19 protein-coding genes and 2 tRNA genes are annotated in these 20,591 nt (G+C 46.2%); all 21 read right to left on the bottom strand.

From position 1 onward, the window contains the following. Positions 1-22: 22 nt before the first annotated feature. Positions 23-562 carry a hypoxanthine phosphoribosyltransferase gene (gene hpt / locus V7126_RS12535; RefSeq protein WP_046131807.1) on the bottom strand — a complete coding sequence of 180 codons (540 nt, stop codon included), beginning with the start codon at positions 560-562 and terminating at the stop codon, positions 23-25. Then, positions 546-1,976, bottom strand: a complete 1,431-nt coding sequence (gene tilS, locus V7126_RS12530) for a tRNA lysidine(34) synthetase TilS (RefSeq protein WP_046131806.1) — start codon at positions 1,974-1,976, stop codon at positions 546-548. The genes hpt and tilS overlap by 17 nt, the downstream gene beginning before the upstream one ends. Positions 1,977-2,076: 100 nt before the next feature. Next, positions 2,077-3,114, bottom strand: coding sequence for a protein kinase domain-containing protein (locus tag V7126_RS12525; protein WP_046131805.1), 1,038 nt, complete (start codon positions 3,112-3,114; stop codon positions 2,077-2,079). Further along, positions 3,080-3,817 carry a VWA domain-containing protein gene (locus tag V7126_RS12520; protein WP_046131804.1) on the bottom strand — a complete coding sequence of 246 codons (738 nt, stop codon included), beginning with the start codon at positions 3,815-3,817 and terminating at the stop codon, positions 3,080-3,082. The genes V7126_RS12525 and V7126_RS12520 overlap by 35 nt, the downstream gene beginning before the upstream one ends. A gap of 71 nt (positions 3,818-3,888) precedes the next feature. Beyond that, positions 3,889-6,378 (bottom strand): stage II sporulation protein E, encoded by a 2,490-nt coding sequence (gene spoIIE, locus V7126_RS12515; RefSeq protein WP_046131803.1) that lies wholly within the window; start codon positions 6,376-6,378, stop codon positions 3,889-3,891. A 220-nt stretch (positions 6,379-6,598) separates the two neighbouring features. Continuing rightward, a tRNA-Glu gene (locus V7126_RS12510) sits at positions 6,599-6,670 on the bottom strand. A 10-nt stretch (positions 6,671-6,680) separates the two neighbouring features. Continuing rightward, a tRNA-Met gene (locus tag V7126_RS12505) sits at positions 6,681-6,754 on the bottom strand. A gap of 153 nt (positions 6,755-6,907) precedes the next feature. Beyond that, positions 6,908-7,294, bottom strand: a complete 387-nt coding sequence (locus tag V7126_RS12500; protein ID WP_006640405.1) for a S1 domain-containing RNA-binding protein — start codon at positions 7,292-7,294, stop codon at positions 6,908-6,910. A 79-nt stretch (positions 7,295-7,373) separates the two neighbouring features. Next, complete coding sequence (locus tag V7126_RS12495) at positions 7,374-7,751, bottom strand: FtsB family cell division protein (RefSeq protein ID WP_046131802.1); 378 nt, start codon at positions 7,749-7,751, stop codon at positions 7,374-7,376. A gap of 17 nt (positions 7,752-7,768) precedes the next feature. Next, positions 7,769-8,395, bottom strand: a complete 627-nt coding sequence (gene yabQ, locus V7126_RS12490; RefSeq protein ID WP_046131801.1) for a spore cortex biosynthesis protein YabQ — start codon at positions 8,393-8,395, stop codon at positions 7,769-7,771. After that, positions 8,392-8,700, bottom strand: coding sequence for a sporulation protein YabP (gene yabP / locus V7126_RS12485; RefSeq protein ID WP_046131800.1), 309 nt, complete (start codon positions 8,698-8,700; stop codon positions 8,392-8,394). The genes yabQ and yabP overlap by 4 nt, the downstream gene beginning before the upstream one ends. Positions 8,701-8,775: 75 nt before the next feature. Beyond that, the gene (locus V7126_RS12480) at positions 8,776-9,039 is read right to left on the bottom strand and encodes an RNA-binding S4 domain-containing protein (RefSeq protein WP_046131799.1); all 264 of its coding nucleotides are present in this window, start codon (positions 9,037-9,039) and stop codon (positions 8,776-8,778) included. A gap of 5 nt (positions 9,040-9,044) precedes the next feature. Further along, positions 9,045-10,514: a nucleoside triphosphate pyrophosphohydrolase gene (gene mazG, locus V7126_RS12475; RefSeq protein ID WP_046131798.1), complete on the bottom strand. Its 1,470-nt coding sequence runs from the start codon at positions 10,512-10,514 to the stop codon at positions 9,045-9,047. Positions 10,515-10,535: 21 nt separating this feature from the next. Beyond that, positions 10,536-12,095, bottom strand: a complete 1,560-nt coding sequence (locus V7126_RS12470; protein WP_335497625.1) for a putative polysaccharide biosynthesis protein — start codon at positions 12,093-12,095, stop codon at positions 10,536-10,538. Positions 12,096-12,272: 177 nt separating this feature from the next. After that, positions 12,273-12,809, bottom strand: coding sequence for a stage V sporulation protein T (gene spoVT, locus V7126_RS12465; RefSeq protein ID WP_046131796.1), 537 nt, complete (start codon positions 12,807-12,809; stop codon positions 12,273-12,275). Between the two features lie 135 nt (positions 12,810-12,944). Further along, a complete protein-coding gene (gene mfd / locus V7126_RS12460) occupies positions 12,945-16,478 on the bottom strand; it encodes a transcription-repair coupling factor (protein WP_046131795.1) in 3,534 nt (1,177 codons plus the stop codon). A gap of 64 nt (positions 16,479-16,542) precedes the next feature. Further along, positions 16,543-16,773 carry an anti-sigma-F factor Fin family protein gene (locus V7126_RS12455; protein ID WP_048355889.1) on the bottom strand — a complete coding sequence of 77 codons (231 nt, stop codon included), beginning with the start codon at positions 16,771-16,773 and terminating at the stop codon, positions 16,543-16,545. A 57-nt stretch (positions 16,774-16,830) separates the two neighbouring features. Further along, positions 16,831-17,397 (bottom strand): aminoacyl-tRNA hydrolase, encoded by a 567-nt coding sequence (pth, locus tag V7126_RS12450; protein ID WP_046131793.1) that lies wholly within the window; start codon positions 17,395-17,397, stop codon positions 16,831-16,833. A 114-nt stretch (positions 17,398-17,511) separates the two neighbouring features. After that, a complete protein-coding gene (locus V7126_RS12445) occupies positions 17,512-18,138 on the bottom strand; it encodes a 50S ribosomal protein L25/general stress protein Ctc (RefSeq protein ID WP_046131792.1) in 627 nt (208 codons plus the stop codon). An 80-nt stretch (positions 18,139-18,218) separates the two neighbouring features. Beyond that, complete coding sequence (locus tag V7126_RS12440) at positions 18,219-19,172, bottom strand: ribose-phosphate diphosphokinase (RefSeq protein WP_046131791.1); 954 nt, start codon at positions 19,170-19,172, stop codon at positions 18,219-18,221. 21 nt (positions 19,173-19,193) lie between these two features. Beyond that, complete coding sequence (glmU, locus tag V7126_RS12435) at positions 19,194-20,564, bottom strand: bifunctional UDP-N-acetylglucosamine diphosphorylase/glucosamine-1-phosphate N-acetyltransferase GlmU (RefSeq protein ID WP_175077179.1); 1,371 nt, start codon at positions 20,562-20,564, stop codon at positions 19,194-19,196. Positions 20,565-20,591 lie beyond the last annotated feature (27 nt).

Below are 20,591 nucleotides of genomic sequence, written 5' to 3'. Positions count from 1 at the left end.
ACAACAGATATCCCTTACCCAATCAGCTTTCATAAACCGCCGGTTTTAGCACTCCGATGTACGGCAAATTGCGGTATCGTTCCGCATAGTCAAGACCGTATCCTACAACGAAAGCATCCGGAACCTCAAAACCGACGTAGTCCGCTTTGATATCCGCCTTGCGCCCGCTCGGTTTATCAAGAAGGGTAACAATCTTAATCGACTTCGCCTTGCGGTATCGGAAGAGCTCTACAAGATAACTCAAAGTCAGCCCACTGTCGATGATGTCTTCAATAATCAAGATGTCACGGCCCTCTACAGACGTATCCAAATCCTTAATGATTTTAACCTCTCCGGAAGATACCGTGGAATTGCCGTAGCTTGATACATCCATGAAATCCATTTCCAAATAAGTATCAATATGCTTGATAAGGTCAGCCATAAATGGCATGGCCCCCTTCAATACACCGATGGCCAGCGGGAACTTGCCGCTATACTCTTCCGTTAAGGACGCGCCGAGCTCCTTGACTTTCTGCTGGATCTCATCCTCGGAGATCAAAATATTCTCAATATCGTGTTTCATTCTTTGCTAGCCCCCTACACTTTTCATGCTGTCTATATTGTAATACAATGCGATCATTGTTTGTAACATCAAGTTCCTCAAAATCGGTTTTTTTCAGACCCGGTATCCAGATAATCCTTCCTTCCGCGTCTGTCACAATGGGCCAGCTGTCTCTTTTCGCAAGAGGCACTTTTTCATCAATAAATATATCTTTTACCTTTTTTGAGCCGTTCATCCCTTTAAGTTTGATTCTGTCCCCTTTTTGCCTTGTCCGCACATAAAGGGGGAAATGAACCTGCCTGGGACTTGTTGCGAAAACATCATTTCCTCTCAACGCAAGGTCTTTGCCTTGTCTTGACACATGAAGGGAGGAGCCGCCCGGAAGCATCAGGTCTTCTTCGTCTGCTCCATTTATTTCATAATGATAGGAAATATTTTCACATTGCAACGGGTGAAATGTAAACAAACATGTATGATAAGATTTGACCACTTTTAACCCATTTGGAAAATCAAGCGAACCGGACGGATCTTTTTTTGAAATCCAATCCAGAAAGACTTTAATATGATGGGCTGAAAACGCAGATGGAACGTTTTCATAAAGATAGTTTAATATTAGTTGAACTCCTCTTCTTTGTAAAGGCAAAGGCAGTTCAAGAAGCCGCTCAGCGCTGATCGTGACGCTGGAACTTGACTTGTCTGTGATTACTGTATTCATTTTATCTTTCGTTAATGCCTGTAAGTATATTTCATCTTCAGCCAATGAATCGCCGACTGTTTGAAAACGCTTATGGACATCTTCCGACTCCGCCTTCAAGAAAGGGAGAACATGATGCCGGAACCTGTTCCGCGTATAATCATCTTTATCATTGCTCGGATCTGTTCTAAACGGTACATGATTCGCCTTGCAGTAATCCAAAATGTCTTTCTTGGAAAGACCGAGAAACGGCCTGATCAGCCACCCCTCTCCAAATCGCCGCTTTGGCCGGATGCCGGCTAGTCCTAAACCGACGGTTCCCTTCGCCAACTTCATCAGCATCGTCTCGATTTGATCATCTCCATGATGAGCGAGGGCCAAATATTCCGCACGATGCTTTTCCATCAGGTCTTTAAAGAAGCGAAAGCGCACTTCCCTTGCCGCCGCCTGTTTGTTGAGATTTTTTTCGGCTGCATACTTTTGAACGTTAATCTGCAGCGCCTCGCAAAGAATGCCCTCTGCTTCGCAAAATCCCTGTACAAACCGCATGTCCTGTTCAGACTCAGCGCCTCTGAACATATGATCGACGTGTGCGGCAATCAGTGTCGCTGAAGCAGGAATCGTATATTTCAACGCATGAAGCAGAGCCATCGAATCAGGTCCTCCGGAGACCCCGGCAATGATCGTCGCTTCGTCAAAAGACAGATCGTTTTTTTTCATAAACTCTTCAATACTTTTCACGATGTCCTCCCACTAAAAGCAGGCTGTATTTCAAAAGATATAAATATCCTAACACTTTCAATCATTCCCTGCAAAGAAGAGCTATCGCCGGATCATCTGCTCACATAAAAAAGAGGACGATATACGCAAAATAGAGAGCGAGGACGCTGACGACAATCAGCAATGTTTCAAAGATGCCCCCGGATTTCCGGCTCTTCCTTTTCAGTTTACGGCCGCTTCTCATCTGCTGACGCGACACGGCCGGTCTCCTTTGTGCCGCGCCATTCGGCGGAGCCGACACAGAAGAAGCATATCCGGTTCTTGATGAACGCCGGCTTTCGCTGCCGTCGGGGCGGCCGGCCTCAAGCAGGCCCTTCTTCATGTCATCAGCCGTTTTGTATGCTCCTTTAAAAGCCGATACCAGAACCGTTTTGTATGCTTTTAAAAACGGATGGCTGTCGATGACTGAAAGAAGCTGGCCCATCGGATTTCCGGTTTTTTTGAATTCTTTTTTCACCGCGCAATTTATCATGATCATCGCAACGGAAAACAAATCATACGAAGGTTCGGCCTTACGTGTCCCGCACGCCCAATACCCCCTGTCAAAAAACTCGGTGTATTCCTTTATTGCCCGGCCTTTCTTTGTCGTTCCCCCGACATCGATGCAGCGGATTCTTGCGGGGGACCCCGTTACGATCAGATTTTCAGGTTTTAAATCTCCAAATACCCACCCTTCGCGATGGATGATGGATAAATTGGACAGAAGCTGGCTGATCAATACAGGAATCCACTCTTCCCCTTTTTCGGCGATATAACGCAAAAGAAGCGGACCCTCTATATATTCCATGACATAAAATGAAAGTTTTTTGCCGGTGCCGGATACATGCATATCGTCCACGTCAAAAAAAGAAGGCCCCATTGCTCTTGCCTGGGCCTTTGAGAAAGATTTGAGAACATTCACTTCCGAGGTAATCGATAGGCTGTCTTCGCTTACTTTCAACGCCACGCGGCCTCCTTTGGAATCGGCCAGATAAACAACGCCATTAGCCCCTTTTCCAAGCTGTCTGATGATCTTATAGGAATGATTGTTCCACTTTCCAACAATGGTTGAACCCGGCTTTAGATTACCCGCCAAACTCGTTGAAGCGTCTTTCATCATCTTCTAACATGCTCCTTCTCGAGCCGATTTTTTTAAAATGCTGAATCGCTTCCCGGATTGCCGGCCCTGTCGGCGTAATGCCCCCGGCGGCAAGCTTCGAAAATATTGAGGAAAGGGATTCAAACTTTGGCGTCCAATCAAGCACGAGTTCGACCTCTTGTTTTTTCCCGGGAAATATAAACATCGCAAATTCGTTTTCGCCGATCCGGGAATTCAGACTGATGGACAGATCGATTAAAGCCTCTTTGACCGTCGGCAGCTTCGGGTTCATGCTGGCGCTCGTGTCGACAAGCACAAGGACGTGTAAATGAACGGTTTCTCCAAGTTCATCAACGACCTCCATAACCTCGCCGCGTTTATCCGGAGGCAGTTCATCCATTTCTGCATGTTTTCCGAGAATCTGTTTGAGCTCATTGTTCACAACGCCTTGGAGTGTTTGGGTCATTGCTTTTTTCGTGACCATCTGCACCGTCTGTGACAGCTGTGACGCATACACCACCTGATGAACGCCGCCTCCGGCGAGTGCGATGCCTTCGACTTCCTTCATTGCTTCTTGATCCATTGTATTCTCTTCCATAATTCCGATGACATTCACGGTTATTCCCTGCTCTTTTGCAAAGGCTGCCATGGCCTGCGGATCTTCACCGCGGTTTGAACAGCCGTCGGTAATCAGCAGGATTTGATTTAAGTGCCCCTTTTTCATTGCGATTCCTCCTGGACAAAGATATCTATTTAATTCCATCATCGCCAGAAGAAATCTGATTTATACGAATGCTAAGAAATCTCTTGGTTCTTTTGAAAAAAAGCAGGTGCAGGAATTGAAGCCCACTTCGGCGTATTATGGTCTATTCTGATGACGATCACCGTCATATCGTCCTCGATGAGCCCCGATCTCGTCCGGATCACCTCTTCCATGATTAAATCTGCGATTTCCTGAGGGTCTTCGGTTTTGAGCGACTTCAACTTCCTTTTCATCCAGAGATCGTGGTTTTCCACATGCCTCGGTCCTTCAAAAATGCCGTCGCTCATCATGATCAAAATGTCACCGGCTTTTAGCTGTTCGCTGACGACGTCAACGTCAAACTCGGAAATAATGCCGATCGGCAAATTGCTCGCCTGGACTTTGATGATTTGATCCGCTCTCTTAATAAAGCTCGGCGTTGAACCGATTTTTAAAAACTTGCAGCTTGCATCCTGGAGGTCGATGATCGATAAATCCAGCGTCGAGTAAATTTCGTCGGTCGTTCTTAACGACAGGATGCTGTTTATCGTCTTAATCGCGACTTTTTCGTCAATGCCCGACTGAAGGATTTTCTCCAGAAGCTTAATCGTCTCATTGCTTTCAAAGTGCGCTCTTGCGCCGTTTCCCATGCCGTCGCTGATGGCCGCGGCATACTTGCCGGCTCCGAGTTCCATCATATTGTAGCTGTCGCCGGAGACAAGGCCGCCGCCTTTTGCCGCATGGGCTGCACCCGTTGTCACGCGGTACGATTTCGCTGAGCCGAAGGCGACATGGCAGTATCCGTTTGGATGGCCGGCACATTGTTCTGCCTTGACGATAATTTGCTCTTCAAGAATATCGGAAAGCATCGGCGCAATGATTTTTTCGCATTCCCCGTGCCCGTTGCAAAACGGAATGCTCATTTCGATGTCAATGTTTCCTTGATCAAGGCAGTAAATTTCAACTTGCTGAATTTCAACGCCGAAATGCTGGAGCGCTTCCCTGATTTGTTCTTCCTGGATGAAATGCTGTTCCCTTTCCCTTTTTATTTCCCGAGAAAAGTCGGCCATCACCTGAGAAACGCCGAGAAGCTGCTCGGCAACAAGCCGCCTGCTGTCATCAACCTTTTGTTTTAAAGCCTGATTGGCTCTAAAATGAGTCAGCTCGTCCTCTATCAACGCTTCAACCTGTTTTGATTTTGAACAGTGCTGGTGAAATTCTTTTTTCAGCTTGCGGTTTTTATAATATTGCTTTTCTTCCGTTTCTTGCATAACCCGCTTCATTAAATCATATGTTTTATCAAAGTTCTGCACCCAGCATTTATTTTTCTTATAGCATGATTGACAGGAATGTTCCGTCACGGCGCTTAAAAACAAATCGATTTCCTTCTCTTTCACTTCATCCTCTGAAACGGTATGGTAAAAGGTAGAAAAACTGTCAGATAAAGCATGAAATACGCTTGAAAACTGATCAACTTTTTGAGCCGTGACATCGCGGATTTTTCTCGCGTATTGCTGCTGCTCCTGCGCATGCTCCGTCGTTCCCGGAATATGCTTGGCCACTTTTTTTGTAATCGACTGGGGTGTTAGCAGAAACAGCCCGATCGCGATCAGCGATTCATACAGCGTCGGTACAAGCTCGGCCGAGCCCCCGCCGTAAAGGGAAATCAGCAAAGAGCCGATCAGCAGGCCGACCGCCGCTCCCGCTTTTTTCCCCTCTTTCAGCAGGCCGCCGAGCAGTCCGGAAAAAGCGAGCAGGCTCATCTGGTATAGGTTTCCGATATTCGAGAGGCTGAGAATCAGCCCGGTCACAACCCCTACTGTACAGCCGATGCTGGCTCCGCCGATAAACGAGAAAGTTAGCACGACATAGCGGGCCAATATCAGTTCAGCCTGCATGCCTTGAAACGAAACCCCCGTAAGCCCGGTGAGAACAGATGCAATTAAAATCATAAAGCAAATGATCTCTTCGATTTTCAATGAATGCTTCGCCCGTTTAGATGTAACGATCGGCAGGCTTTGCAAAAAAATCAGCGTTAAAATAAACGATAATCCGGCTTCGACAAACGCCATAATGTAATGATAGCCTGAGACCGTTCCGTATTGAGCGTAAACAAAGCCGCACCTTGTCAGCGCCATCGCCAAAAAAACGACGACAGGCAATGTCCTGACACGGTCTTTTATAATAAGAGAGGTCATTTTTGAGCATACCGCAAATGATACAAGCGCCGCGAGAACGAACAGGGAATGCTGCGGGGATATGCTTAATGCGCCCGCCAGCAGCGCCAGACATGCCATGAGGGACTTGTCCTTTTTGATCAAAAGCATTGCTCCGAAAAATGGAAGAGCAAAGGGAATCACCTCTGACAAAATGAAGGCTCGTCCCAATAAAAAACCGATGACCATATAAATCAGCCCTTTATAAAAAAAGAGCGAATACAAGTGCTGCATCATGAGCTTTGTCATTTTGCCGAACCATGCATACATTTTTTGAACAAGAGGCCCCGCCATCGGGCTGTTAACTCTTCTTTCCGCTTTTTCCATGCTCTCATCTCCCACTGGATTATTCATTGCTTGCCATTATAACGAAAGATGAAATAGGATTTTGTCAAAAGAAGGTAACGATTCGAAAGAACTCTTCGACGGTTTCTGTAGAAAGCTTCAATCTCTCTTGGTAAGTCGAGTTCATTCTTGCTATTTTGCAGATTCAGCTATCTTTTAAGCAACAAAAAAACCGGTTTCCATGTGAAACCGGTTTTCGCGATGACCCGTACGGGATTCGAACCCGTGTTACCGCCGTGAAAGGGCGGTGTCTTAACCACTTGACCAACGGGCCTTCATAAAAGTAGCGGCGGAGGGGATCGAACCCCCGACCTCACGGGTATGAACCGTACGCTCTAGCCAGCTGAGCTACACCGCCATGTATTCAATTTGTTCTTTTAACGCACAAGTTCTATAATACAAAGGTTTATTCGCTCCGTCAATAGAAAATTGAATAAAATTTTTTCCAAAAAATAAAAAGGCATCCGTTGGGATAAGACGAATGCCTTTCGTTTATATAGAAAGCAGCAAGTTAACCTCTTCTTGCTCCGCGCCCTCCACGTTTTGATTCCGTGTTGCGTTTTAGAGACGATAAGCGATCTTCACTATCTTTCAAGAACTTATTCATTTTCTGTTCAAACGTTTCTTTAGAGCGGAAATCATTTCTAGGTCTTGATTGAGGACGGTCTACAGCCTTTTTGATGGACAAGCCGATCTTTCCATCTTTTTCTACGTTGATGACTTTCACTTCTACTTGATCTCCGACCTTCAGATGATCATTAATGTCCTTCACGTAATTATCGGCGACTTCACTAATATGAACAAGACCTGTTGATCCTCCAGGCAATTCAACAAACGCTCCAAAATTTGTAATACCTGTTACTTTCCCTTGCAACTTGCTGCCAACTTCAATCGACATAAAAAAAGTGCTCCTCCTTAGACTTAAAAAAGATCATTTGTTTAATTATACATAAAGAAAAAATTAAGTGTCAACAAGGCTACTTGCTCTTCTCGTCAAACTTGAAGATGATCTCGCCGTTCTTTGACAGGTAGTAATCCTTTCTGGCAAGCTCAGCGACGTAGTCCTCGTCCTTCAGCTTGACAATCTCATCCTTCAGATCGGATTTTTTTGCTTCCAGCTTATCCAATTCTTTCAAAAGCTGCGCTTTTTTCGCTTCCTTTGCATTGATATCGGACGCCTGCGACCATAGCGACCCGGCAAACACGATCGCCGCCAGCAGCACGACAGCTCCAAACACCGTCAACCGTCTGTATAGACCGCGTCTTTTTCTTTTTAAATACTGCTGTTTCCGTTCCATTTGTTCTTTATACTCATTCTGTATCTGAGATATATTGCGTTTCTTAAAATCGTTCAATATCAGACGGCCTCCCTTCACTTTTTCGAAAATTTCGTTTTGATTGTTATGAATAGTTTCTTTCCTTTTTTGAAAATTCCTGCTCCCTTTTGAAAAAAGCGCTTCAATGCCTGCCTAATGCGGACAGGAAGGAGCCTGAAGCATTGGCGGATAATAAAATAGAGCGGGTAACCGGCAATTTTTATAATCTTATATAAACATACCGCAAAAAATCGAAAAAGAACATAGATATATTTCAACGTTAACAGAACAATCGCAAAAATGGCATGAATCGTCCACACTACGGGACGGAACAGCATCATCTGCATCATTTTTGTGAGCATTCTGTAGATGAAGACGAAGAACGCGATCGTCCATTCCAGGATTTTGATGTAGACTCGCTTAAAAAGGCTTTGATATGCGGCAAAACCTAAAAGGACGGCTAAAAAAATATAGGTGCGGAATTCGCCTTCATTCACGCTAAGGAGAACGTAGAAAAACAGGAGACCTTGTACCATCCAAAACAGCAGGTCGTGAATGAACAAGAGCCACCTTGCCGTTTTCGGGCGAACCACAAAACGAGTGTAAGTATCAAGGGAAGCGCCCAGCCATGTCCCCATTCCGGCCATGGCCAGCATCGTGTAGAACTGTGTGGTCAGCGTCATTTAAACAACTTGCTAAAAAATCCTTTAGCTTTCTCCCCTTGCTGCTCATCCAAATAGACGAGATCAAGCACTCTTCCTTTAATGGAAACAACGCCTTTTTCTACATCCAGATTCTTCATCTGTAAGTTTTCGCCTCTGACCGCAAGCATCCCCATGACGGTATCAAGCAAAAACTCCTCATTGTCAAAACTCTCGACCTGTTTGACACCGGAAATATCTAACAGCTTGCGGCCTTTCATCATCACGTTATGTTCAGGAACAGATGACCCGCCGGAAGGGTTGTGCTGATCGTAATATAAACTCATCGATTCATCCCCCATATCCTCATACTTAGATTCGTTACTGCATTGTATGAGAGAGGGGATTTTTTTAGAACAAGCCTATTCTCCTCCGAGTTTTTCCTCTTTCAGCACGGTGTACATATTTGCCGCTTCTTCCTTTTTCGTCGTATCCTTCAATTCATTTACTTTAACGGTTACAAGTTTCTGGCCGAAGCGGACCTCTAGCTCGTCTCCTTCTTTTACGTCAGTGCTCGCTTTCGCCTGGTGGCCGTTGATCGTGATCCTGCCCTGATCAGCCACTTCTTTTGCCAGTGTGCGCCTTTTAATCAGTCTTGATACTTTGAGAAATTTGTCAAGCCTCATGGCTATCATCCCCTTTCCATGTCTTTCGCTTTATTCCAAAGTTCGTCCATTTCCTCCAGCGTCATGCTTTCAAGATCTTTATCGGAACGCTTGGCCGATTGTTCAATATACGTGAACCGTCTGTAAAACTTGGAGTTGGTCATCGCAAGCGCTTCTTCGGGTTCAATTTTATAGTAGCGGCCGATGTTGACGAGGGCAAATAAAAGGTCGCCGAATTCTTCCTTCATTTTCTCGCTGTGAGATTCGGCTTCGGACACTTCGAAAGAAAATTCTTTCATTTCTTCATTGACTTTGTTCCACATATCTTTCACGTCAGACCAGTCAAACCCGACCTTAGCGGCCTTTTTCTGAAGCTGGTTTGCTCTTGAGAGAGCCGGCAGCGGCTTCGGAATGCCGTCAAGAATCGATTTTTCAACTTCCTGTTTTTCTTGTTTTTTAATCTCTTCCCAGTTCGCCATGACGTCAGCCTCATTGCGTACAGAGATATCTCCGAAGACATGCGGATGTCTTCTGATCATTTTTTCGGTAATGCCGAAAATAACATCGTCGATGGTAAAAAGGCCGTCGTCTTCTCCAATCTGCGCATGGAGAAGAACTTGCAGCAGGACATCTCCGAGTTCTTCAGCGAGATGGTCCGGATCATCTTCATCGATCGCTTCAAGCACTTCATAGCATTCTTCTATTAAGTATTTTTTCAGCGATTGGTGAGTTTGTTTCCGGTCCCAAGGACAGCCCTCAGGCCCGCGCAATTCCCGGATAACGCGGCGGAAAGCCGAAAATTCTTGATACAGCAAAGCTTCGTCTTTGACGGGCGGAACATAAACGCTCGTCAAATTGGTGATGCCGACACTCCTATCCAGCTCATAAAGAGGCACCCTTCGGATCTCTTCCATGCTGCTTCCGGCCGCCGTTACAATGACGACTTCATAATCGTCGGGAAGCTTCTCCATCAATGTAAGCTTCACCTCCGAAGCCGTCATTTGATCATAGACCTGGCAAATGATCAAATGATGCCGAAGCTCGATTTCGTCTGCCGAAAATCCGACGGCGTCAACGAATTGGAATCCTTCGATCGGGTCGATCTTCAGGGCGTTGAACGTCGCATCAAGAAAACTGTGGCCCCCCTCCACCGCTACCTCAACCTGATGAAGATGTTGTTTATCAAGCAAAAGCTGAACGGTTTTTTCGGCTACAAACGGATGTCCCGGCACGGCGTAAAGCACGTCCTGGTGCTGCGCCTCCCGAAAAAGCGCCTCAGCGATTTCCTCGTACACCTCTTCAAATTGGTCGTGCTTTTCATACACATCATCAAAGAAATGAATCTTCGGTATTTCGTTTTTCAACTCTTCTATTAAAGGATGGTCTTTCGTCCTGACATAAAGCGTCTCTGCCCGGGTAAGACGTTTGTAAACGCCGAGGGTTAACTGGTTCATGTCGCCCGCCCCGAGGCCGATAACGGTTATTTTACCTGCCATGTTCGCCGCCCCTTTCTTTTTTTATCTCAACAGCTTGCTTACAAAAGGCACAAGCTCAAGTTCTTTCTCCGTAAACACGCGACATTTTAAGATGCTGAACAAATAGGCTCCCCCGCCGATGAAAACGGCAGTCATGCTTTCAACCGCCGATACCCATCTGCTTTCTTGCGGGATCACTGCTTCAAACGCGTACAGCCAAATCAATAATACGGCAGACATGATCAAGGCGGAGACGGCCATTCCGGCAATTCTATAATCCGAAAGCTTGAACAGGCCCTTCCTGTTCAGACGGAAAAGGTTGAGTCCCGCAACAGCTGCAAACGACATCACAGTCGCTGATGCTGCTCCGGAGATCCCGAAGGCGGGAATCAGCATCACATTCAGAACAGCCTTGAGGAAAAATCCTGATAAAACGGAGGCAGCCGGAAAAAAGGTATCTCCGAGACCCTGCAAAACGGCGGTTATCGTCATGGCAAGCGATGCAAAAAAGATCGACACGCTGAAGATTTGAAGCGACGCCGTTCCCTCGCTGTTTTTAAACAGCATGGTGTTCACCGGTTCCAAAATGCAAATGAGACCTGCCGCTGCCCCGATTCCGATGACCAGGCTCATTTTTAAGGAATACCGCGTTTTTTCCCGAACTTCCGTCATCTCCTGCTGTTTCTTCGCTTTCGTAAGGGACGGGACGAGAGCCGTCGAAATGCTCGCCGCAAAAACGGTTCCGAGCTGCAGGAGCGGCTGTCCCCTGTCATAAACGCCTTTTGTGTGCTTCGCCTCAACCTCACCGATGCCTTGACCGGCAAGCAGGGAATATAAGTTCAGCGCATCTACAAGCTGGATGAGAATCATCATAAGACTTGTGACACAGATGGCGACCGTATACAGGCAAAGCTGTTTTAAAATGGCCGTCGTGCTGATACCGGCCCGTACGTCAGGCAGATTCCTTTCCCCCTTGACCCAAAACACCGCCAAAATCAAAAACGCCGTAAGGCCTCCGACCAGAGATCCAAAGGCAGCCCCGGCTCCGGCGTCATATAAAGAATGGCCATTCTTGATCAGCCACCATGTAAAATAGAGAATCGCAGCAACACGGAACATTTGTTCCCCGATTTGAGAAAATGCCGTCGGCAGCATGAGCTCGTTTCCTTGAAAATATCCTCGGAATAAAGAGACGAACGGAAGCAGCAAATATGAATACGAGACGGCGCGAATAACCTCGGCGAGGCCTGGATCGCCCATCAGACCGGCAATTCCTTTCGCTCCGTTAAAAAGGAGAAGAAAAAAGCTAATGCCGACGACGGATATAAACAGCATGGATACGCGAAGAATTTTTGTTTGGCTTCCTGCTCCAAAATCATTCAAAAGCTTCGAGATAATAACGGGAAAGCCTGATGTCGCAAGCATTACCGAAATCCCAATCATCGGATACACTTGCTGAAAAATATAAAAACCGACATCTCCCACTATGTTTTGAAATGGCACTCTGTAGACAGCGCTCAATATTTTCGATAGAATTCCCGCCAATGATAACACAAAGGCGCCTTGCCAAAGCCGTCTGCTTTGGACGTTTGAAAAGCTCATCTGCAAGCTCCTTTCAATGTGTTTCTCTTTAGAAAAACACAACGAAACGAGCTTATTATACCACATCCCGCATTATTCACCTTTAATTAAAAAAAGAACAGCCCGAAGGTGTGCTGTTCCAGTTGGTTGTTTCGGCATTCCGCTTTATCAGGAATGACAAAGGAAAAGGAATGAGACCTATTGTTCCATTTGGCGCGCTAAAAAACCTGCGGCAGTTTCAACTGCCTTATGTTCCACTTCACCAATCGACTGGTCTTTTGAAAAAATGACAACGGCTCCGATCGGATCACCGTTCGCAACGATCGGACCAATTGTATATGAAGCGACTTCCTCGTCAATCCCATCAATAAGCTGAATCGTTTTCGCATCCCCTTCCAGGACAGAGTTGCGCTGATCCATTGCTTTTTCAACCATATCGCTGATCGATTTATTTAAATAGTCTTTTTTAGAGCTTCCTGACACAGCAATAAACACATCCCTGTCGCAAATCAAGACGGAATGGCCCATGCTGTCATAAAGGGCGTCTGCGTACTCCTTCGCAAAATCTCCAAGTTCGCTGATAGGAGAATATTTTTTTAAAATAACCTCGCCATCGCGGTCGACGAAAATCTCCAGAGGGTCTCCTTCGCGAATGCGCAGTGTTCTTCTTATTTCTTTGGGAATGACGACCCGCCCCAAATCATCAATTCGACGTACGATACCAGTTGCTTTCATCTGTGCTGCCTCTCTTTCATTTGATGATATATCTGGTGGATAAAACAGAGCTGTGTATTTACTAACACTCTCCACTCTTGATTGATTTTAGTATCCGTCACATCAAATGTAATATACGTGAGAAACAACAAATTTTTACGATGAAGCGATCGTTTGTTTCTTGACGTTTTCCAGTCCTTTGAGAATATCCAGCAATGTTTCGAGCCATTCTTCCGGCTTGCGGTTTTTAACTTGTATCGAGATTTTCAGCTTTTTGCCTTCCATCCCGAGGCCGATCTGCCTGCCGTATTTGCTGCCAAGCTCAAACAGCTTTTGTCCGTCAATCTCGGCGCTCGCCTTCTCGTCGATCGTCAGTCTGACGGCGTCTTTATCCTGTTTGATCAGCTCGACGCGCTCTTTTATGGCGTATACTTTCATTTCCGCGATGGCAAATAAATATTCAACTTCCTTCGGATATTCGCCAAAGCGGTCGATCATTTCATCTTGAAGCTCATCTTTTTCTTCAATCGTTCCAATGGCTCTGAAGCGTTTATACATATCTATTTTCTGCTTGCCGTCCGTGACATACGATTGCGGAATATAGGCGTCAAGCTCCAAATCGATTTCCGGCTCAAAGCGTTCGATTTGCGCCGTGTCTCCCTTGCGCGCTTCGATCGCTTCCTTGAGCATTTGCGAGTATAAATCAAAGCCGACGGAATCAATGAAGCCGTGCTGCTGTGCACCGAGCAGGTTTCCGGCTCCGCGGATCGTCAAGTCGCGCATGGCGATTTTAAAACCTGATCCAAGTTCTGTAAATTCTTTAATAGCCTGAAGCCTTTTTTCCGCCACTTCGGTCAGAACTTTGTCTTTTCGATACGTAAAGTAAGCATATGCGACCCGGTTGGAGCGTCCGACGCGTCCCCTTAGCTGATAAAGCTGTGAAAGCCCCATTTTGTCGGCGTCATGCACGATCAACGTATTGACGTTCGGAATATCGACGCCTGTCTCGATAATCGTCGTACTGACGAGAACATCGGATTCTCCCTCCAAAAAGTTGAGCATGACGGATTCGAGTTCATTTTCCGTCATTTTGCCGTGGGCATACGTCACCTTTGCATCAGGGACAAGCATCGAAATTTCCTCCGCTTTTCTTTCGATGTCCTCGACGCGGTTGTACAGAAAGTATACCTGTCCTCCCCTGGCAAGCTCGCGCTCGATCGCTTCCCTTACCAAGGCGCCGTTGTATTCGACAACATACGTCTGAACAGGAAAACGGTTTTCCGGAGGCGTTTCGATGACCGACAAATCCCGGACGCCGAGCATGGACATATGAAGGGTTCTCGGTATCGGTGTCGCCGTTAAAGTCAAAACGTCGACATTCGCTTTAATCCGTTTGATTTTTTCTTTATGCGTAACACCGAACCTTTGTTCCTCATCAATGATGAGCAAACCGAGATCCTTGTACACGACATCCTTTGATAAAAGCCTGTGGGTTCCGATCACGATATCGACCGTGCCGTTTTTCAAGCCCTTGATCGTTTCAGACGATTCTTTCCGCGTGCGGAAGCGGCTGAGCAGGCCGATTGTGACCGGATAATCTTGAAAACGCTCCAATATCGTTTCATAATGCTGCTGGGCTAAAATCGTGGTCGGCACAAGGATGGCAACCTGCTTGCCGTCAGCGACTGCTTTAAAAGCGGCTCTGATGGCCACCTCCGTCTTGCCGTAGCCGACATCGCCGCAAAGCAGCCGATCCATCGGGCGTTCTCTTTCCATATCTTTTTTAATTTCGTGAATCGATCTGAGCTGATCCTCAGTTTCCTGATAAGGAAAAGCCGCTTCAAATTCGCGCTGCATTTCGTGATCGGGAGAAAACGCGTATCCTTTGCTCGCTTCCCGCTCTGCATAAAGCTTGATCAAGTCGTCAGCGATATCTTGAACGGACGATTCCACCTTTTTCTTGACCCGCTTCCACTCGCTTCCTCCCAATTTGTACAGCTTTGGTTCTTTTCCTTCCGAACCGACGTATTTCTGCACCTGGTCAATTTGATCGACAGGCACGTAAAGCTTATCGCTTCCCTGGTAGTGAATATTTAAATAATCCTTGTGGATTCCGTTGATTTCAAGCGTTTCAATACCCAGATATTTACCGATTCCGTGGTTGACGTGAACGACATAGTCGCCGATTTGCAGCTCCGAGTAGCTCTTAATTCTCTCCGCATTCGTCATTTTTTGTTTGCGCGCTTGCTTTTTCACGCGCTTTTTAAAGAGTTCTTCCTCCGTGATGACGGCAAGCTTCATCAATGGAAGCTCGAAGCCCGTTTGTAGGCCGCCTTCCATGATATAAATCTGGCCTTGTGCGAGCGCTGTATTTTCATCGGCTTGGGCAGCTTCTATCTCATAATCTTCCAGGACGGATGCAAGTTTTTCGGCGCGTTCCCGGCTGTCCCCGAGAAAAACTGTCGTATATTTGGATTTTTTAAACCGTTCGATCTCGTTTTTGAGCACATTCATCTGCCCGTGAAAACTTTGCATTTGTTTGCTGGAAACATTCACGATGTTTTGCGGGCTTGTATGCTGAACATGCCTTAAAAACAGCGAATAGTACAAAATCGGGCGGGGCTGTTTTGCCATGAGGCTGTGAAAAGGAAATGACATTGAGATGTCATGAAGAATCTTGCCTTCTTCAAGAAGGCTCGTGATCCATTCGGCCTCTTCCTTTTGCAGCTGTTCTTCCATTTCGTGAATGCGGCTGACTTCGTCTAAAATAAGCAATGTATGAGACGGAAAATAATCTAGCAAACTAGCAGGCTTTTCATAGAAATACGAAAGGTATTTAACCATTTCCTGGCCGATGTTGCCTTCTGTAAGCCGTTCTTTATCCTCCTCGATGTTTTGATTGAGGATTTCTTTTTGTTTATCAAGCTTCAGCTTTTTCAGGCTGTCAGCAAGGCCTTTTTCCAGCTTCTCGAGAGCCCGTTTCCGGTCTTCTTCACGCACGATCAATTCTTTGGCGGGGCCGATCGTCACCTCATCGCGCGTTTCCAACGAACGCTGGTCATCTGAGCTGAACGTACGGATGGAATCGATCTCGGTATCAAACAGCTCAATCCGGATCGGATTGTCCTCAGTCAATGAATACACGTCGATAATGCCCCCGCGAATACTGAATTCACCAGGAGCAGCCACCATATCGGTACGTTCGTATCCGATTTGGACAAGGGTTTGAATGAGCTTTTCCGGATCGATGTCCCGCCCCGTTTTTAAGTGAATCTGGCTGCTTTTCCATATGTCCACAGGGGGCAGCATTCTTCTGACGGCAGCCGCCGGTGCAACAACGATCGGCGTTTCACCGCTTGAAAGCCTATTCAAAACGTCCAGCCTTTGTGAACGCAGTTCAGGGCTCGCAACCGCAATTTCGGATGAGATTAATTCATTGACAGGATATAAAAGGACAGACTGATCTTTTATCAGTCCTGTTAAATCGTCTGTGATTTTTTGAGCTTGATAAAGGTTATGCGTAATCAAAAATAACGGACGGTTTGTTTCTTTTGAAAAAGCGGCTGTAAATAATGACCGTGCAGATCCGGAGAGCCCCGCAAGCAGCTGTTCTTTCAGCCCTTCGTTCAAACCGTTGACGATGGATTTAAAATCATCGCTTTTTGTAATAAAGGATTGAATATTATTCAAATGAGCCCCTCCTCTCTTCCTCAAATAGAAAAATGCTTTGGTCTAGTTTCTACACCAAAGCTTTTTATTGAATAAACGACTGATATTGATGATAATCCGGATTTCTTTCTAACGCTTCCTGACAATCTTCACATATCGTCTTTACGTGTAAATCCCCATTATCCATATAAGAAATCATATCGTTTCTTTCCTCATTTGTTAAGTGGTCAAAACCCAATTGTTTGCTGTTGACGTAAGAATGGTCAAGACTTCCTACTTTAACGCCGCAATGGCGGCAGTAATAATGCAAAGCCATACGGGAACCTCCAATAACCAGTCTTTTTAAGACTAGTATGATCCGTTCCCGTTCGGCTTATACCTTTGCGTTATATTCATTCATAACTTCCAAAAAAGGTTTTTCCAAAGAAGCTTCACAGGCCTTAACCGTTTTTTGAACGGCTTCCCGAATGGCCGGCTCCTCTTCGTCCGTAAAAGCGCCGAGGACATAATCGACGATTTTCATTCCGTTTACAGGACGGCCGATCCCGACTCTGATCCTGTTAAAATCAGATGTCCCAAGATGCTGAATCATCGATTTAATCCCGTTGTGCCCTCCGGCGCTTCCTTTTGTCCTGAGACGGATTTTTCCGGTTGGAAGATCCAAATCATCATAAATCACTTTCATATTTTCAATCGGGACCTCATAGTAGTCCAAAAGAGGCCTCAAACATTCTCCCGATAAGTTCATATATGTAAGCGGCTTAACAAGTAGAACCTTTTTGCCGGAAACAAATCCGATTCCGTACTGTCCGTGAAATTTTGTTTTATCAAGGGCAATATCCCATTCCTTTGAAAGCTCGTCAATCGCCATGAAACCGACGTTGTGTCTCGTATTTTCGTACGTTTTACCCGGGTTGCCCAAACCTGCAAACACAAGCATTCTATTTCCTCCCTTAATCAAAACCCTTCCTCACCAGCCATGAGGGGGAGCGTCCTTAATTCCCCTCATTCTAGCACAAAAGACGTAACCGCGGGAGGATTACGTCTTAAGCATTTATTCATTTTTTTCCTCTTCATTGCTTTCTTCTGGTTCCTCAACTTCCTGGGCTGCTGATTCGGCTTCTGTTTCCTCTTGCTTTTGAGGAGGGAGTATGGATGCGACGACTTCATCCGGTTCATGGTTGAATGAATAATCGCCTGCCGGCCTGATATCGCCGACAGTTAATACATCGTTCACTTCAAGGTGTGAAATGTCCGCTTCAATGGCTTGGGGAATGTTCTGCGGCTTGGCTGTAACAGACAGCTCGTAAAGCGGCTGCTGAAGGACGCCTCCCTGCTTGATTCCTTCAGCTTCTCCCGTCAGATTCACGGGAACGGCTGCTTCCATTTCGGCTTCCATATCAACCACCTTGAAATCGGCATGGACAATCGAATCTTTCAACGGATCCGTCTGAACTTCAGTCACCATGACCGGGTACTGCTCACCGTTTACATCCAGATTGATAATCGTGTTTTTTCCCTCATCGCGCAAAATTTTTAAAAGCTTGACACTATCCAGCGAAACAGACTTGTTCTCTAAATCTTTTCCGTATACGACACCCGGCACAAATCCCGACAGCCGGATCTTTCTTAAAGAAGAGCGCTTGGAGCCTGTTCTTTCTTCCGCTTTTAAGATTGCCATATCCAGCACCATCCTATCGTAAGATTGGTTTTTCTAAAACCATACCCATAACGACAAAACTTTAAACCAGAATCAGCAAATTAATCGAACAGGAAGCTGACAGATTGCTTCTCGTGTACGCGGATGATCGCTTCTGCGAGCAGCGGAGCAACGGAAAGCTGCTTGAATTTCTCGATTTTCTTTTCTTCCGGAAGCTCGATGCTGTTTGTCACGACAAGCTCTTTAATTTTGGAGTTTTTGATTCTTTCAATCGCCGGACCTGAAAGGACGGGATGCGTGCAGCAGGCGTATACTTCGGATGCGCCGCTTTCGACAAGCGCATTTGCCGCAAGCGTGATCGTTCCTGCTGTATCGATGATATCATCGATTAAAATAGCGGTTTTTCCTTCAATATGTCCGATGATGTTCATGACTTCAGCCACATTCGGCTTCGGACGGCGTTTGTCGATAATTGCGATCGGCGCTTTGAGACGGTCGGCCAGCTTGCGCGCCCGCGTAACCCCGCCGTGGTCAGGAGATACGATAACAATATCATTCAAATTTTTCTGTTCAAAATAACTTCCTAAAATCGGAACACCCATTAAATGATCAATCGGTATATCAAAGAAACCTTGAATTTGCGGGGCATGCAAATCAAGTGCGATCACCCGGGTAGCGCCGGCTGTTTCAAGCAGATTCGCCACCAGCTTAGCAGTGATCGGCTCACGGGCCCGCGCTTTTCTGTCCTGACGGGCATAGCCGTAATAAGGCATCACGATATTAATCGTTTTAGCGGACGCGCGTTTCAATGCATCAACCATAATCAACAGCTCCATGATATTCTCGTTAACCGGAGCGCTCGTCGATTGAATGACATAGCAGTCACAGCCGCGGATGCTCTCTTCGATATTGATTTGCACTTCACCGTCGCTAAAACGTTTAACAGAACACTTTCCCAGCTCTACTCCGACGATCTCCGCGATTTCGGCCGCAAGATCCGGATTTGAGTTTAAAGAAAAAATCTTCAAATTGTCGTCTTCATATTGATTAGACATGGTAAACCTCCGATTTTAGGATTATTTTTTGTGTATATTCTTAACGTAGTCTTCCTTGTTGACCTGTCTTGCCCTGGCAATAGACAAAGCTTGGCCTGGTACATCGTCGGTAATGGTGGAACCGGCTGCCACGTAGGCGCCCTTGCCGATCGTAACAGGTGCAATCAGATTTGAGTTGCAGCCGACAAAAGCACCGTCTTCAACCTTAGTCACGAACTTATTTTTTCCATCATAATTAACGGTAATCGAACCGCAGCCAAGATTCACATCCGAACCAATTTCCGCATCCCCTATGTAGCTTAAATGAGAGGCTTTGCTTCGATCTCCGAATTCAGCTTTCTTCACTTCTACGAAATTTCCGATTCTGACCTCATTGCCGATTTTCGAATCAGGTCTGATATGGGCAAACGGGCCGATCGTTACGTCGTCGCCGATTTCGCTGTCTACAACCACGGATTGTTTAATGACCGTCCTGCTGCCGATCGTACTGTTTTCCAGCTCGCAGTTTTGGCCGATAACCGTATCCTCGCCGATCACCACCCGGCCTTTGATGACGGTTCCAGGATAAATGACCGTATCCCGGCCGATGACGGCCTCCGGAGAAATATACGTGTTATCGGGGTCGATTAAGCTCACGCCATTTTGCATATGGCGTTTATTAATGCGCTGCTTCATGTACTTTTCAGCTTGAGAAAGAGCGACTCTGTCGTTGACTCCGAGCGTTTCTTGGAAGTTATCAGTCTGATAAGCGGCAACAGTTTCACCTTGATTTTTGAGGATTTCAATAACGTCAGGAAGGTAGTATTCCCCTTGGACATTGTCATTGGACACCTGCTCGATCGTCCGGAAAAGAGCTTCATTATCAAAACAGTAGGTGCCTGTGTTGATTTCTTTGACAAGCCGTTCCTCATCTGTCGCATCTTTATGCTCGACAATTTTCGCAACATCTCCGTTTTCATTGCGGATGATCCGCCCGTAGCCTGTCGGATCCTCTGCAATCGCCGTTAAGATGGTCACCTTTGCCCCTTTTTCCTGATGCTCCCGGAGCATGGCTTCCATTGTTTCAGCCGTTAACAGCGGCGTATCCCCGCAAATCACGATCGTCGTTCCTTTTTCGCCGGCAAGAATCGATTTGGCCTGCTTCACAGCGTGCGCCGTGCCGAGCTGTTCAGCCTGAAGAGCGTACTCGCTCTTTTCCCCGAGCTGCTTTTTGACATCTTCCGCGCCGTGCCCGACAATTGTGACAAGTTTGGCCAATGATAGCTTAAGAGCTTCATCGACTACATGCTCGACCATCGGCTTTCCGCAAACAGGATGAAGAACTTTATACAACTTTGATTTCATTCTTGTTCCTTGACCAGCTGCTAATACAACTGCAAACCGCTTATCCATTTATTGGCCTCCATTATCCCTATTATC

This window comes from Bacillus sp. JJ675 (genome assembly GCF_036963165.1).
In the GTDB taxonomy this organism is placed as follows: Bacteria; Bacillota; Bacilli; order Bacillales; family Bacillaceae; genus Bacillus; species Bacillus glycinifermentans.
This window is presented reverse-complemented; position numbering and strand designations above follow the sequence as displayed.